The following is a 14,071-nucleotide window of genomic DNA, read 5'->3' as shown; positions in this document are numbered from 1 at the left end:
GTATAAACATTAAACAGATCCATATGAAAATAATAATTGTGGGCGCAACAGGAACATTGGGCAAAAAGGTGGCCGATGCTTTCGCCGAAAAACATGAAGTGATCCGAGTAGGGAATACAAAAGGGGATGTTCAGGTTGATATTACAGATGAATCCTCCATCAAAGCCATGTTCGAAAAAATTGGCGCTTTTGATGCGCTGATCAGTACGAGTGGAAAAGGCCCCTTTGTACCCGTAAAGCAAATGACAGGCGAAAAATTTAAAAGCGGATTACTCGACAAGTTATTAGGTCAGGTTAACCTGGTACTTATTGGTCAGCACTACATTAACAAAGGTGGCTCGTTTACCTTAACCTCCGGAATATTGGCCGATCATCCGATAGCTGCCGGAGCCGTACTAAGCGCTGTAAATGGAGGTTTAAATTCTTTTGTAGTGGCAGCCGCTCCAGAGCTCGAAAATGAGGTACGTATAAACGCAATCAGTCCAAATGTAGTGGAAGATTCGCCGGCCTATTTTGATTCATTCCCAGGGGAAATCCCGGTGACGATGGAGAAAGTAGTAAAAGCTTTTGAGAAAAGTGTGCTGGGTATTGTTACCGGACAGGTGATTAAAGTTTATTAATTTTCTTTTAAAAGAGGTTGTATCATAAGCATACTTGATCTCTAAGTTTGTCACGTTGAGCCTGTCGAAACGCCTCGAAAGGCGATTAGGGAAGGCCTTTCGACAAGCTCAGGCTGACAATTCAATATTTATGATACATCCTCTATATTTTTTAATCCCATTTTTTTTTAACAAAAGCTTGTTCTAAAATTTTGCTTATTCAAAAGCCAAACTATTATATTAGTCTATCTAACAATCGCAATTATGATAGAAACTGAACGCCTCATTTTAAAACCTTTAACACACAATCAGCTCTTAAAATATATTAAAGACGATCATTCGCTGGAAAAGGAATTTGATCTTTTACCCACCAGAAAAAATATCTCACCTTCTCTGCATGATGCTTTAGAGCAAACCATACTGCCTAATGTTTTTGATAAAGACAAAGATTACCTCTACCATACGCTATGGACCATTATATCAAAACCTGATCATAGAATGGTGGGCGATATCTGCTTCGTAGGCGAACCTGATCCAAATGGTGAAATTGAAATCGGTTATGGTACTTATGAAGAATTTAGGGGTAAAGGATTTATGACAGAGGCTGTTGGCAGAATAATCGAATGGGCAAAGGAGCAACCTAAGGTGAAATCAGTTTTTGCGGCCACTACGAAAGATAATGTGGCTTCTTATTCTATTTTAGAAAAAAACAACTTTATCCATATTGGAGAAGTAGATGATATGTTGAGCTGGAAGATTGAGTTGAAGTAAGTTTGCTTACGCTGAGTAATTTACCACGTAGACATGGAAAATCACGGAATAATGTTCGCTTGCACAGCTATAGCATAAAGACTACCTTGTTCCCTGCCATTGCTTATTACAATACAATCTCAAATAAACTCAAACTAATGCCTTCATAGTGTTTTGGCAATCCTTCGGTTTTATCCATGGTTACCACACCAACATAATCAAAACCACATGCGGTATAATGTTCGAGCAGTTTTTCATTATCAGCCCAGGTATCCATTCTGATAAATTTAATCCCGTTTTCTGCAGCAAAAACTTTAGCCCATTTAATAATTTCCTTTACAAAAGAATAGCCCCTGAATTCGGGATGGGTTACAATCCTGTGAATATAAATCGCATCATGGTCGCGTTCGCCCCAGATTAACTGATCGTTAAACGTAACCGCAAAAACACAGGCAACAACGCCATCTACCAAAATCTTATACTGACGATTTTCATCAATCTCAGTTTGTACCATTTCTCTGCTAAAGCCTTGCCAATGCTTGTTAAAAACCTTTTTCTGATGGGCAATGGCCATATCATAAAATTCAAAAATGGTATCGATATCTGTTGGCTGGCTATTTTTTACTTGTAATTGCATGTGGTAAAGGTAAATTTTTATCTCGTTAGTCGGGATTTGCAATCCCGTCTTTTGAATAGTGCATTAGGATTCCCAATCAACCCGATTGCTATCGGGTTGGCAATGACGATCTCACTATAAAAATCGCTGCAGCCCAATGTTCCTTAAAAAAAACCTTTCAGAATGACAATGCTGTATAAACAAAAACAGAGCTGCTTTCATATAGAATGCAACTCTGTTTTTAAATAATATTGTTTTTAGGGATATGGCCTTAAGTCCTTCACCTTTAAACCTTCTACCTCAAACCTATTTCTGTCTGAAATAAATCTGAATTGGTGCACCAGAAAAATCGAAGTTCTCTCTCAATTTGTTCTCGATGAAACGTTTATACGGATCTTTAATGTACTGTGGCAGGTTGCAGAAAAAAGCAAACATTGGCGAAGTCGCATTAATTTGAGTGATATATTTAATTTTAATGAATTTTCCTTTTAATGCCGGTGGTGGGAATTTCTCGATCAATGGCAACATTACATCATTTAATTTAGACGTAGGAATTTTCTTACTACGGTTTTTATAAACCTCTAAAGCCGCTTCAATGGCTTTGAAAATACGTTGCTTGTTTAATACCGAAGTAAATACAATCGGCACATCGGTAAAAGGACGGATACGCTCGTGAATCTGCTCTTCGAAAGCTTTCATCGTTTGAGTATTTTTTTCGATCAAATCCCATTTGTTAACCAAAATTACAATACCTTTTTTATTCTTCTCAGCCAAGTGAAAAATATTGATATCCTGACTTTCGATCCCTTCTACCGCATCAATCATTAATACCACAACATCAGCCTCTTCTAAAGCTTTGATGGTACGCATTACCGAATAAAACTCCAGGTTTTCTTTAACCTTGGTTTTTTTACGTAATCCTGCAGTGTCGATCAGCATAAATTCATGACCAAACTGGTTATAATGGATTTTGATCGAATCGCGGGTGGTACCTGCATTTGCAGTAACGATATTACGCTCTTTACCGATTAAAGCATTAACCAAAGAAGATTTACCCACATTTGGGCGACCTGCAATTGTAATTTTAGGCAACTGATTTTCCTCTTCTGGAATATCTTCGAAATTTTTAACAATTTCATCCAACAACTCGCCTGTTCCAGATCCAGTCATAGAAGATAATGGATAAACTTCACCCAATCCGAAACCATAAAAAGTATGAATTTCGTTATATAAAGCGGTATTATCTACCTTGTTTGCGGTTACATAAACCGGTTTATTACTTCTACGAAGTACCTGGGCAATATCATCATCAAGATCGGTAATGCCTGTAGTTACATCAACCATAAAGATCAATACACTGGCTTCCTCTATGGCAATCATTACCTGCTCGCGGATGGCAGCTTCATAAACATCTTCCGAGTTGGCTACATAACCACCAGTATCAATTACTGTAAATTGTCTGTCTGTCCACTCGCCTACACCATAATGCCTGTCGCGGGTTACACCGCTTACATCATCTACAATGGCCTTACGGCTTTCTGTTAATCTATTAAAAAGGGTACTCTTGCCTACGTTTGGCCTGCCTACGATGGCTATAATATTACTCATGGGTGTTCTATTGATAGTTAATGGCTTATAGTTAACGGTCGTGATGTTTATGCAAGCTGCTCAAACTATTTGGCTATCAGCCATTGACTATCAACTACTAACCGATTTATTTCGGGCTGCAAAGGTACGGTTATTTTTCGTAACCTCCATTAATATTAATTTTTATACTTATCTAAAAGTCCTTTTATTACTTCTTCTGTCAGCTGGTTCCCCTGCAACAAAGGAAAGCCTTCCCATCTTACAATTCCTTTCGGGTCGATAAAAATGGCGTGTGGAATGCCTTTAACCTCAATCAGATCTTTCATTGTTCCTTTGGTATCAATGGCTTCAAAATAATTTATTTTTGGATTGTCAAAAGCTTCAACTTTTTCTTCCGTCTCATCAGAAACACCAATAATTATAAGTTTATCTGCGTATTTTTTCTGAAGATCGTTCAAGGTAGGAATATATGCCCTGCATGGCCCGCACCAGGTTGCCCAAAAATCAATCAGCACAAATTTTCCTTTGGTATCGGGCTGTTTTGAAATCCATTTTTCAACCACAAATTCCGGCGCTTTTTCATTCAGGATGGATTTAGCCCACAATTTCTTACCATTGTTAGATTCCTGAGCGAAGGCCGCTATACCAATTAAAAGCAGGAGAAACGTCAGACTTTTTTTCATACCCTAAAAATCGAAATTAATTGTCGTAACCAAAGCTTTTCAGGTAATTCTTTTTACTTCTCCAATCAGGGATAACCTTTACGAACATTTCCAGGAAAACCTTGCTATCTAAAAACTTCTCAATTTCCAAACGTGCTTCTGTACCAACTTTCTTCAGCATACTACCAGCCGTGCCGATTAAAATGTTCTTCTGCGAATCGCGTTCTACCACAATTTCTGCGGTAATCCTGATCATTGCACCTTTACCATTTTTCATTTCCTCTTCTTTAAAGCTCTTTACAATTACTTCGGTACTGTAAGGAATTTCTTTCTGATAATTGAGGAAGATTTTTTCGCGGATAATCTCCGAAACAAAGAAACGCTCAGAGCGATCGGTTAAATCTTCTTTGTCGTAATATGGCGGATGCTCTGGCAACATTTCCAACACGCGATCCAATAATCCGTCTACATTGTGTTTATGTAAAGCCGAAATTGCATAAATCGCAACCGGATTTAACTTCTCCTGCCAGTAAGCAATCTTCTCTTCAACCTTTTCCTGCTTCGCCTGATCAATTTTATTGATGAGTACAATTGTTGGGATATTGCGGTTCAGGATTTTCTCCAGAACGTCTTCCTCATCATGTTCTTCATTAATATCAGTTACAAATAAAAGTACATCTGCATCGGTTAAAGATCCGTTAACAAAGCTCATCATACTCTCTTGTAAAATGTATTTTGGCTTAATTATACCTGGGGTATCAGAAAAAACGATCTGATATTCTTCTTCATTTACGATCCCTAAAATGCGGTGTCTTGTGGTTTGTGCTTTAGGAGTGATAATGCTAAGCCGCTCGCCTACAAGCACATTCATGAGGGTGGATTTACCTACATTTGGTTTACCTATTATACTTACAAAACCTGCTTTATGCGCCATTAAAATATTTTTTAAAAAAAATTTGCAGCACAAAGAAACGAATTATATCTTTGCATTCCAATTCGGAAACAGAGTTAAGGATTTAATTCAAAAGAAAAAACGAGTTGTATAGAGTGCGGGGTGGAGCAGTTGGTAGCTCGTCGGGCTCATAACCCGAAGGTCGCACGTTCGAGTCGTGTCCCCGCTACCAATTCAGTTGGTAGTTCTCAGTTGGCAGTTTTAATTGCCCACTGAAAATTGGAAATTTGAAACTGAAAAATGGCCCGTTCGTCTAGGGGTGAGGACGCCAGATTTTCATTCTGGAAACAGGGGTTCGATTCCCCTACGGGCTACAAAAATCAATGTCAAATGATGTCAAAACCCTGCAAATCAAACATTTGCAGGGTTTTTTATTGATATCAAAAACCTAAAATACACACCAAATTGCAATAAAAAAGTGTGTATTTCGGTGTGTATCAAAAATGGAAAATACTACGCACCGAATTCCCAATAACAAACTGTACACTAACATGTTCAGTCGCTAAACATCTTGACATGGGGTAGCTGCTGTCTTACTTTTGTTTCACTCTAAGTAAGTAATTATGAAAAGTAATTTCCATCTGCTTTATTATCTAAGAAAGCAAAAAGTCTACAAAGGAGGCCCAAAAGCCATTTATATGCGCATTACCGTAGGCGGTAAACGGGCGGAAATGTCTATAGGCCGTGAATGTGAACCCGGAAAATGGAATAGTTCAGCCGGACGTGCTGTTGGCACAAAGGAAGATGTCCGAACACTCAACACCTATCTCGATAGTCTGCAAAGCAAGATGAGGATAGCTCACCAGGCTTTACTCGACACAGGGCAACAGGTTACAGCAGTGAGCCTACAAGGACAGTTTACCGGCAAATCAAAAAAAAGCATCTATCTAATGAAGTTATTTACAGAACACAATGCTAGGGTAAAGGAATTAATTGGCAATGGCTTTGAAGCCAATACACTAAAAGGCTACATTACATCTGAAAAACACTTAACAGGTTTCCTTCGAAAACAGTACGTCAAGGATGATATCCAAATAAGTGAACTAAACTATGCCTTCATTAACAATTTTGAACATTATCTACGGGCCGATTGCAAGTGTAGCGATATTTCTGCCGCAAAATATATTAAACACCTTAAAAAGATGGTCAACCACTGTATGGCAAATGGCTGGCTAAAACACGCTCCCTTTATCGGTTATAAATCAACAGCAAAAGCCAAAGAACGCAGCTACCTAACCCAAGAGGAAATAGATAAGATTATAGTCAAAGAGTTTGTTATAGGGAGGTTGCAACAAGTTAGGGATATTTTCATTTTTTGTTGCTTTACAGGACTATCCTATGCTGATGTCAAAAAACTAAAACGGACAGAAATCGTTATAGGGATAGATGGCGAAAAGTGGATATTTACAAGGAGACAAAAAACTGATACATCATCCCATATACCAATTTTACCAAGTGCCTTTGAAATAATAAATCGTTATAAGGAAAATCCTGAATGCGAATATAGGGATTTGGTATTACCAGTATTAAGCAACCAAAAAATGAATGCTTACCTAAAAGAAATAGCAGATGTTTGTTGCATAGATAAACATTTGACATTCCATATCGCCAGGCATACATTCGCAACAACTATCACGCTTTCGAATGGGGTACCAATCGAGACAGTAAGCAAAATACTTGGACATACTGCTTTAAAAACTACTCAGCACTATGCAAAGGTTCTTGACATCAAGGTCAGCCAGGATATGGGCAAGCTTAAACAGCGGTTCAGCCACATATAAAATATAATTTAATAAATGTACAAAGCCACAAAAACTATATGCGGCTTTGTACATTTTATAATATTTCGTTGGCCGATTGTACGGGACTTTAACCAAATACATATGGCATTACTGTTAAGCAATGCAAAGAAAGAGGTTCTCACAATCTACCAAAGGGCATTTATAGTGTTAAGGAATTCTGGATTTACTGCCTATGACTTATTTCCAAACGTTGAATTTGAGTGGAAGATCTACGCCACCTCTTTACCAGGAATACTCGCTTCCTCCTTTAAAAGACTGGCATTTTTAATTTTGTACTGAAAAGATCTTTGACTGAAGAAATATAGTTTCTTGATGCCAGATTTGACACAAAGTTTACTGTTGCATTTAATACGATCTCAAGCGTTCAATAATTATGGTTTATTTTGTGAAGTGGGTATTTCGGCAAAAGTGGGGAAGAACCCAAAGCTGTAAAGTTTTTTCAGGTCGAACTATACGGGGATTTGATTGCCCGGCAATTCCAAATTGTCCCTTTCCCTCTGAACGCATAAGATCACGGGCTTCAAGTTTCTTTCTTCCTGCAGGCCCTCACTTTAACTCGGTCAATACGACATCCTTCCCTTCCTTCAGTCCGGTAATGTACCACAGCAGGAAAAATAGATGGATATCTTAAAATATACCCTGAAGCAATCAAATCCCATTAAACAATAAAATCATGTTAAATGCGGTTTTAACGCCTAAGCCCTTATTTTGGACTGAATTAAAAAAATTAGGGGGAGGTGCCCTAGAAGAAAAGTTTGATTCTTCGTTCGGCGCGTACAGTTTGTCATGGAATAGCTGATCCGCCTGTCGAATATTTTAGAGTATCCGTGGTAAAGATTTTTTATTGGATGCATTCAAATATGGTTATCGGGTAGCACAAAACCGAAGAAGAACCCAGAAGTAGCCACATCATTTCATTCCGAAGTGCACATCCGGGAGTGATTAATAATATATTACTACGTTAGCTAGCCCTTAGTAGCGTACCATAACGGAAATGCACGGTCTGTTCCGGTCAAAACCTGTCAAAGATTTGCCGGCTTCATTCTCTGCCCTGCTTCTCTCCATCTCGGCAGTTAGAAATGGTGGCGGTAATTCTTTTTTCTCTAAATGCAGGATAAGTTTAATATTTGCAGATTATCCGGAACCTGACAGGCGCATACATTTTCGGCGAGATTCCCAGCCTGCCAAATGATTTGATAATAATAATAATTCGTTTTATCTTCGCTCAACTAAGTTAAGACCAATAACTAGTGATTCCTAGTAACTGTCTCAATCCAAAATGATCATTATTTGAGGAAACTCGTGAAATCTAAAGATTCTCAAAGTTCATTTCAGTGAAAAATTTATTATAGGATATATGTAAAGGCCTGAAATCAAGCAAGGATGATTTACATATTTTTTTTAACGCAAAAACAATAACCGATACCCAACATGAGACTAAGCTCTTTTCCGAACGACAGGCAACTTGATATGATGGATTGTGGGCCAGCAACCCTAAAAATGATAGCAAAATATTATGGGAAATTCTATTCCTTGCAATATTTACGTGATAAGTGTGGTATTTCAAAGGAAGGCGTCTCATTTTTAGACATCAGCCATGCCGCAGAAGAAATAGGTCTTCGGACCCACTCAATAAAATGTACCGTAGAGGATTTAGTACTTAAGGTGCCACTTCCAGCTATAATTCATTGGAATAATAGTCATTTCGTTATCGTTTACAAAGTCAATAATATAAAGACAATCGCAAGAGAAAAAAGGGATGATGACTTACCTATTGATGCGACAATATATGTCTCTGACCCTGCTAGAGGCCATGTCAAATACAATGTTAAAGAATTTTCTGAAAAATGGATCAAGGGCGATAGCAAAAAAGGTGTATTGATGGCTCTGGAACCTCAAGCGGAATTTTACCAGAAAGAAGCAAACGAAAAAATCGAGCGGAAAAAAACTTTCGAAAATTTCCTAAGCTATTTTACACTCTATAAAAAAAGCTTCATCAATTTGTTTATTGTTATGCTTCTTGTTACAATATTACAGGGCTTTTTACCCTTCATCAGTAAGGCCGTTATAGATGTAGGCATTCAGACTCAGGATATAGATTTTGTAAATATTGTATTAATTGCCAATATATCTATTGTCCTAAGTGTCCTACTCAGCAATTTAGTTAGAGATTGGATTATGCTTCATATTACAGCTAGGGTCAATGTTGCGTTAATTTCTGATTATTTAATAAAGTTAATGCGGCTACCAATAACTTTTTTTGAGAACAAGATGGCGGGTGATATACTGCAGAGAGCACAAGACCATGAAAGGATTAGAAGTTTTTTAATGGACAATTCATTGAACATGATTTTCTCAACATTAACTTTTCTTGTGTTTGCAGTTATAATGTTCATCTACAACTCTGTAATTTTTTATATTTTTCTGGCGGGAAGTATTATATATATTATTTGGGTAATGGCATTTATGCGGTTACGTAAAAAATTAGATTGGCAATATTTTGATCTTGTCAGTAAAAATCAAAGCTATTGGGTTGAAACCATAAATAGTATACAGGATATCAAGATTAACAATTATGAAAAGAAAAAACGCTGGAAATGGGAAGATATCCAAGCCCGTTTGTATAAGGTCAATATAAAGGTTTTAAGTGTTACAAATACTCAAAATCTGGGAGCCCAGTTCATTGACAGTATGAAAAACCTATTTATAACCTTTTATTGTGCAAAAGCAGTTATCTCAGGTGAAATCACATTCGGCGTAATGATTTCAACTCAATTTATTATTGGAATGTTGAATGCTCCTGTTATTCAATTCATACAGTTTATAATTTCATTTCAATTCGCTAAGACAAGTTTTCTGAGGTTGAATGAAATTCACCAGTTAGAGGACGAACACGAAAATGTCGGAAGCAACGATGCTGATCTTCCACAAAACAAGAGTCTATCCTTGAATAACGTATTTTTTCAATATAATCCTAACGGGCGTGTTGTATTAAGCGGAATTAGGTTGATTATACCAGAAGGAAAGGTCACGGCAATTGTTGGGGACAGTGGTAGTGGAAAATCGACTTTATTAAAACTTCTGCTCCGTTTGTATAAACCCAGCCATGGAGATATTATGATCGGAAACATGAACATCAATAACATAAACTTGCGCCAATGGCGTGATAAGTGCGGCGCCGTTATGCAGGATGGTAAAATTTTTAACGACACTATTATGAATAATATTGTTCTGGACGATGAAAAAATAGATTATACAAGATTGAGGGTAGCTTTGGATGCAGCAAATATCGCTCAAGAAATTGAACAGTTACCATTAGGATATCATACTATGATGGGAGAACAGGGAAGAGGCCTCAGCGGAGGTCAGAAGCAAAGGCTTTTAATTGCTCGTGCGCTTTATAAGGATCCGGAATATTTATTTTTTGATGAGGCTACAAATAGCTTGGACTCAATCAATGAACAAAAAATAGTCGACGCTTTAGATAATGTTTTTAAAGATAAAACAGTTATTGTTGTAGCCCATCGGCTGAGTACCATAAGGAAGGCAGACCAGATTGTTGTAATGCAGAATGGGATGGTAGTCGAAATCGGTACACATGAGAATCTTGTGTCTCGGAATGGGCGTTACAACCAGCTCGTACAATCCCAATTACATATCTCTTTGACTGAAACAATGTAGTTATCTGTATTTTTAAAAGTTAATTATCTATAATGCAATTACAAAATTAATGAAACCCGACAATTTAGATTTCCAAAACCATAGAACTGAAGAGGTACAGAATATAATCGAACGAATGCCTACACGATTTAGCTTTATTGTTTCATTGATTATAGGTTTGATTTTTTTTCTTTTGATTACCTTTGGCTATCTAATCAGGTATCCTGATGTTGTTAAAGGCCAAATAAACGTCAGTTCGCAAAGCGCCCCGCTGAAACTTGTTGCGAATATTTCCGGGAAACTAAAACTTGGCAAATTAAAATCAATGGCCTCCGTAAAGGCGGGGGATCTTATTGCTTACATCGACAATTCGGCCGATGCCAAGACAGTCCTGCATATTGATAGTCTCATGGGAAATTTCAACCCGAATGACGAAAATCTCTCGCACTTTAAGAAAACCCTGCCTATCAACCTTTCATTAGGTGAGCTTAATGCCAGATATTATGAGTTTACGAATAGTCTACAAGAATTGTTAAATTATCAGGAGGATAGGCTTCTAGAGAAAGGGGAAAATAATTATCAGATGCTCCTGACCGAACAAAAGAAAGCCATAACGTCTGCTTTAGAGAAAGTAAGCTTATCTTCCAGCAGCATGGAGTTCATACATAAATCTTATAATAGGGACTCTATTCTTTTCCATAAAAAAGTAATTAGTGAATCCGAGTTTGACAAAAGTAAATTAAATTACCTATCAAGTCGAGATGGTTATCAAAACGCGTTAAATAGCATGATCAATGCAAAACAAGCTTACCAACAAACTTTAGGCAAACTGCAAGAGATAAAAATTCAAAAACCTGAAAAACAAAAAGCATTAATGATTAGTCTAATATCAAGCTACAACAACTTAGATGATGGGATCAAAAGCTGGATTGAAAAGTATACATTCCGAGCCCCGTTTGATGGGAAATTACAATTCCAAAAATTTTACGCAGACAATCAATTTATTCAGTCGGGTGATCCAATAATTACGATTGTACCAGAAAATCAAAGTTTTATCGGGCAAGTTATCGTTCCTTCTTTAGGTAGCGGAAAAATTAAAAAAGGGCAGGAAGTAATTGTAAAACTAGATGCGTTTCCCTATATGGAATATGGCTCTATAACTGGTAGGGTCACAGCTATTGCATTCGCCAGCAGTTCCATTCACATAGATAAAACAGAAACTGAAAGTTATATGATCCTCGTAAATTTCCCGAACCAAATGAAAACCAACTATGGCAGCCAGTTAAATTTTAAAGCTGAAACCAAAGGAACTGCTGAAATAGTGACGAATAATCGTCGTTTAATTGAAAGACTATTTGATAACTTAAGATATGCCTTAAGAAAATAGTTTTGATTTTACTTAAACGATAGATGCTCATGGTTTAAATCATGAGCATCCTCACTTCTAGTAAACTTTACTTAAAGCTTCGTTATCCTCATACTGGCGATTTTAAAAATGCCATTTGAATCTTCAAGAACAAAATCCTGTTTTGTCGAATCATTTTGATAATAAACCTTATAACTTAGCACACAACCTCCAACCTCATTAGTGATTTTCGAGGTAGCATTTAATAATGACTTACCATTTTGTTTACCAAGGACAACATTTGCAGTCTGGATATTTTTAAGAAATTGTTCTACGTTATTATTTTTTAAAAACGTCGGGCCCATTATTGTTATTATTTTAGGGTAATCTTTGTCATTCAGATAGCTATAATATTTGTCAACAACGGAGTTTGCGGCATTAATGTCATCTTTATTATTAGTACGAGTGACGTTAAATTTGCAAGAAATTAACGTAGTAGTTGAAATCAGGCTAACTAATAAATATTGTTTTAAATTAAAGTTCATTTCAAAATTGTTTTTAGGATGTCCGGGCTATTGACAGCTGAAAATTCAGTAGAACTTAGTAATATAAGATAAAATGAATCTTGTCTTTTGGAGATTAATAATTCAGAATAAGGTTTTTTGGAACCAAAATTAAACTTCTTCTCAATATAATAATCAGTTTCACCTGTGTTCGTTATCAACCCAATTTTATTTACATTAAAACGGAGATAAAAATTATTTTCATCTCTTGCAATCATCTCATTTTCACCATCAATATTCAATAATAACTTTGCATAATTAGGCCGTTGTTCTAATCTTGCATAATTTAATGTGCTTAACATGATTGAAGTGTCATAAACCTCCTCTCTGGTCGGCGCAGATGACTTCTGTTTAACCATTAGAGATTTGGACAACCCTATGGTTGAGCTGTAATCAAGCTTTGTAATTATAATTTCATATTTATTGTCATCTAAATAATAGACTGAAACAGGATTACGGCTTGAAGTATAGAAGGTATAACCAGATTTCAGTTTCTTGACATCATTTTTAAATAAAAAATTATATAGATTGGATTTGTTTGGTAGCTTCACATCTTTCTGTAAGACTACCAATTTGCTTATATTAGATGATAGACTAAATATATATATACCAACTAATACTATCGCTATCGAGAAAAAAATTCTTTTTGCAACTCGCATTTGTAGTATTAGAATGCAGGAACATAAGCTGGTGCAGCGCCTACCTCGGCAAACCATGCCGCCAATTCTGGTGCAAATGCAATTAACAGTGCTGCTCCTACAGTAACCCCACCAGGTCTGAAGGTAATATCAACTCCATTTACAACACCATTTTGAGATGTGGCATACCCATTGGTAATCCCCGCCAAAGATATACTAGTACTGGTTATTACATTACCGCTAGTATTACTCATGCCAATTCCCCAATCTGTCAATATTGAAAATGTTTGACTACCAATCGTCAAATTATAACTAGATGGCTTACCATTAAGCAATGTTGTATTTATCGTAACTGCGGATCCCTCCTCTCCCATTATCACACCGCTATAAACTGTTGTTGATAATTTATCAAATAATGCCGTTTCAAATACTGTATTTGTATGTCCAAAAAGAGTCGTTGATGTCGTTCCTAGAATAGGATTATATGTACCGGTATATCCACCAGTACCACCACCTGCCCCGCTTAGGCCAGGAGTCATATTTACATTACCGTATGTCGGATGCGTTGTTGAACTAATTGATGAATAATTTGAGCTACCTGAAGCAGTAGCTTCCAGTGTTTGAAAGCCTACCCATGTATCACTTCCAACTGCTCTGTAGTAAAAATTACCATTAGGATCTACTCCCCATTCCCACTCTCCGCCTTTTACGGAAAGCAGTTCACTTTTTTGTAAGTGTTCGAATGTGCCTAATTCGTCAAAGTTTAATGCTTTTCTTTTCATGTATAAAGTTAAATTATTCGTGAAGATAATTGTTTTTTTAATGAATAAAAATATATTAAACGTAATTTCAATATTAATTAGTATTTTATAAGTGGTGGGGATTTCGGCAATAGTA

At 36.7% G+C, this 14,071-nt stretch carries 12 protein-coding genes and 2 tRNA genes; 7 read left to right on the top strand and 7 right to left on the bottom strand.

From position 1 onward, the window contains the following. Nucleotides 1-23 precede the first annotated feature (23 nt). Complete coding sequence (locus tag U859_RS0126695; protein ID WP_025146292.1) at nucleotides 24-620, top strand: short chain dehydrogenase; 597 nt, start codon at nucleotides 24-26, stop codon at nucleotides 618-620. A 243-nt stretch (nucleotides 621-863) separates the two neighbouring features. Further along, nucleotides 864-1,370: a GNAT family N-acetyltransferase gene (locus U859_RS0126690; RefSeq protein ID WP_025146291.1), complete on the top strand. Its 507-nt coding sequence runs from the start codon at nucleotides 864-866 to the stop codon at nucleotides 1,368-1,370. 106 nt (nucleotides 1,371-1,476) lie between these two features. Here U859_RS0126690 and U859_RS0126685 read toward each other — a convergent pair whose 3' ends face one another. The 4 genes from U859_RS0126685 to era all read right to left on the bottom strand — a co-directional run bounded on the left by U859_RS0126685 (nucleotide 1,477) and on the right by era (nucleotide 5,148). Further along, nucleotides 1,477-1,986, bottom strand: coding sequence for a GNAT family N-acetyltransferase (locus tag U859_RS0126685; RefSeq protein ID WP_025146290.1), 510 nt, complete (start codon nucleotides 1,984-1,986; stop codon nucleotides 1,477-1,479). Between the two features lie 285 nt (nucleotides 1,987-2,271). Then, on the bottom strand, nucleotides 2,272-3,573 hold the full coding sequence (der, locus tag U859_RS0126680; protein WP_025146289.1) for a ribosome biogenesis GTPase Der: 1,302 nt from the start codon (nucleotides 3,571-3,573) through the stop codon (nucleotides 2,272-2,274). A 155-nt stretch (nucleotides 3,574-3,728) separates the two neighbouring features. Next, nucleotides 3,729-4,235 carry a TlpA family protein disulfide reductase gene (locus tag U859_RS0126675; RefSeq protein ID WP_025146288.1) on the bottom strand — a complete coding sequence of 169 codons (507 nt, stop codon included), beginning with the start codon at nucleotides 4,233-4,235 and terminating at the stop codon, nucleotides 3,729-3,731. A 16-nt stretch (nucleotides 4,236-4,251) separates the two neighbouring features. Then, a complete protein-coding gene (era, locus tag U859_RS0126670) occupies nucleotides 4,252-5,148 on the bottom strand; it encodes a GTPase Era (protein WP_025146287.1) in 897 nt (298 codons plus the stop codon). 114 nt (nucleotides 5,149-5,262) lie between these two features. Here era and U859_RS0126665 point away from each other — a divergent pair. The 5 genes from U859_RS0126665 (at nucleotide 5,263) to U859_RS0126640 (ending at nucleotide 12,015) form a co-directional block, all read left to right on the top strand. After that, nucleotides 5,263-5,338: transfer RNA gene (locus U859_RS0126665), tRNA-Met, on the top strand. Between the two features lie 70 nt (nucleotides 5,339-5,408). Then, nucleotides 5,409-5,480 (top strand) — tRNA-Glu (locus U859_RS0126660). A gap of 249 nt (nucleotides 5,481-5,729) precedes the next feature. Further along, complete coding sequence (locus U859_RS0126655; RefSeq protein WP_025146286.1) at nucleotides 5,730-6,947, top strand: site-specific integrase; 1,218 nt, start codon at nucleotides 5,730-5,732, stop codon at nucleotides 6,945-6,947. Nucleotides 6,948-8,399: 1,452 nt separating this feature from the next. After that, on the top strand, nucleotides 8,400-10,649 hold the full coding sequence (locus U859_RS0126645; protein WP_025146284.1) for a peptidase domain-containing ABC transporter: 2,250 nt from the start codon (nucleotides 8,400-8,402) through the stop codon (nucleotides 10,647-10,649). Between the two features lie 49 nt (nucleotides 10,650-10,698). After that, nucleotides 10,699-12,015, top strand: a complete 1,317-nt coding sequence (locus U859_RS0126640; RefSeq protein WP_025146283.1) for an HlyD family secretion protein — start codon at nucleotides 10,699-10,701, stop codon at nucleotides 12,013-12,015. A gap of 71 nt (nucleotides 12,016-12,086) precedes the next feature. Here U859_RS0126640 and U859_RS0126635 read toward each other — a convergent pair whose 3' ends face one another. From U859_RS0126635 to U859_RS30715, 3 genes are all read right to left on the bottom strand, one after another. Beyond that, a complete protein-coding gene (locus tag U859_RS0126635; protein WP_025146282.1) occupies nucleotides 12,087-12,518 on the bottom strand; it encodes a hypothetical protein in 432 nt (143 codons plus the stop codon). After that, on the bottom strand, nucleotides 12,515-13,087 hold the full coding sequence (locus tag U859_RS0126630) for a hypothetical protein (RefSeq protein WP_162800060.1): 573 nt from the start codon (nucleotides 13,085-13,087) through the stop codon (nucleotides 12,515-12,517). Before U859_RS0126630 ends, U859_RS0126635 begins: the two co-directional genes overlap by 4 nt. A gap of 116 nt (nucleotides 13,088-13,203) precedes the next feature. Then, on the bottom strand, nucleotides 13,204-14,071 hold an 868-nt coding region (locus tag U859_RS30715), incomplete at its 5' end, for a hypothetical protein (RefSeq protein WP_037505867.1).

The organism is Pedobacter jeongneungensis (assembly GCF_000633455.1).
GTDB classification, from domain to species: Bacteria; Bacteroidota; Bacteroidia; order Sphingobacteriales; family Sphingobacteriaceae; genus Pedobacter; species Pedobacter jeongneungensis_A.
Note: the sequence above shows the minus strand (reverse complement) of the source record. Positions and strands in the feature narration are given on the sequence as shown.

Coding starts and splice junctions, on each gene's coding strand:
- U859_RS0126695 (WP_025146292.1), top strand. CDS start 24: ATGAAAATAATAATTGTGGGCGCAACAGGAACATTGGGCAAAAAGGTG.
- U859_RS0126690 (WP_025146291.1), top strand. CDS start 864: ATGATAGAAACTGAACGCCTCATTTTAAAACCTTTAACACACAATCAG.
- U859_RS0126685 (WP_025146290.1), bottom strand. CDS start 1,986: ATGCAATTACAAGTAAAAAATAGCCAGCCAACAGATATCGATACCATT.
- der (WP_025146289.1), bottom strand. CDS start 3,573: ATGAGTAATATTATAGCCATCGTAGGCAGGCCAAACGTAGGCAAGAGT.
- U859_RS0126675 (WP_025146288.1), bottom strand. CDS start 4,235: ATGAAAAAAAGTCTGACGTTTCTCCTGCTTTTAATTGGTATAGCGGCC.
- era (WP_025146287.1), bottom strand. CDS start 5,148: ATGGCGCATAAAGCAGGTTTTGTAAGTATAATAGGTAAACCAAATGTA.
- U859_RS0126655 (WP_025146286.1), top strand. CDS start 5,730: ATGAAAAGTAATTTCCATCTGCTTTATTATCTAAGAAAGCAAAAAGTC.
- U859_RS0126645 (WP_025146284.1), top strand. CDS start 8,400: ATGAGACTAAGCTCTTTTCCGAACGACAGGCAACTTGATATGATGGAT.
- U859_RS0126640 (WP_025146283.1), top strand. CDS start 10,699: ATGAAACCCGACAATTTAGATTTCCAAAACCATAGAACTGAAGAGGTA.
- U859_RS0126635 (WP_025146282.1), bottom strand. CDS start 12,518: ATGAACTTTAATTTAAAACAATATTTATTAGTTAGCCTGATTTCAACT.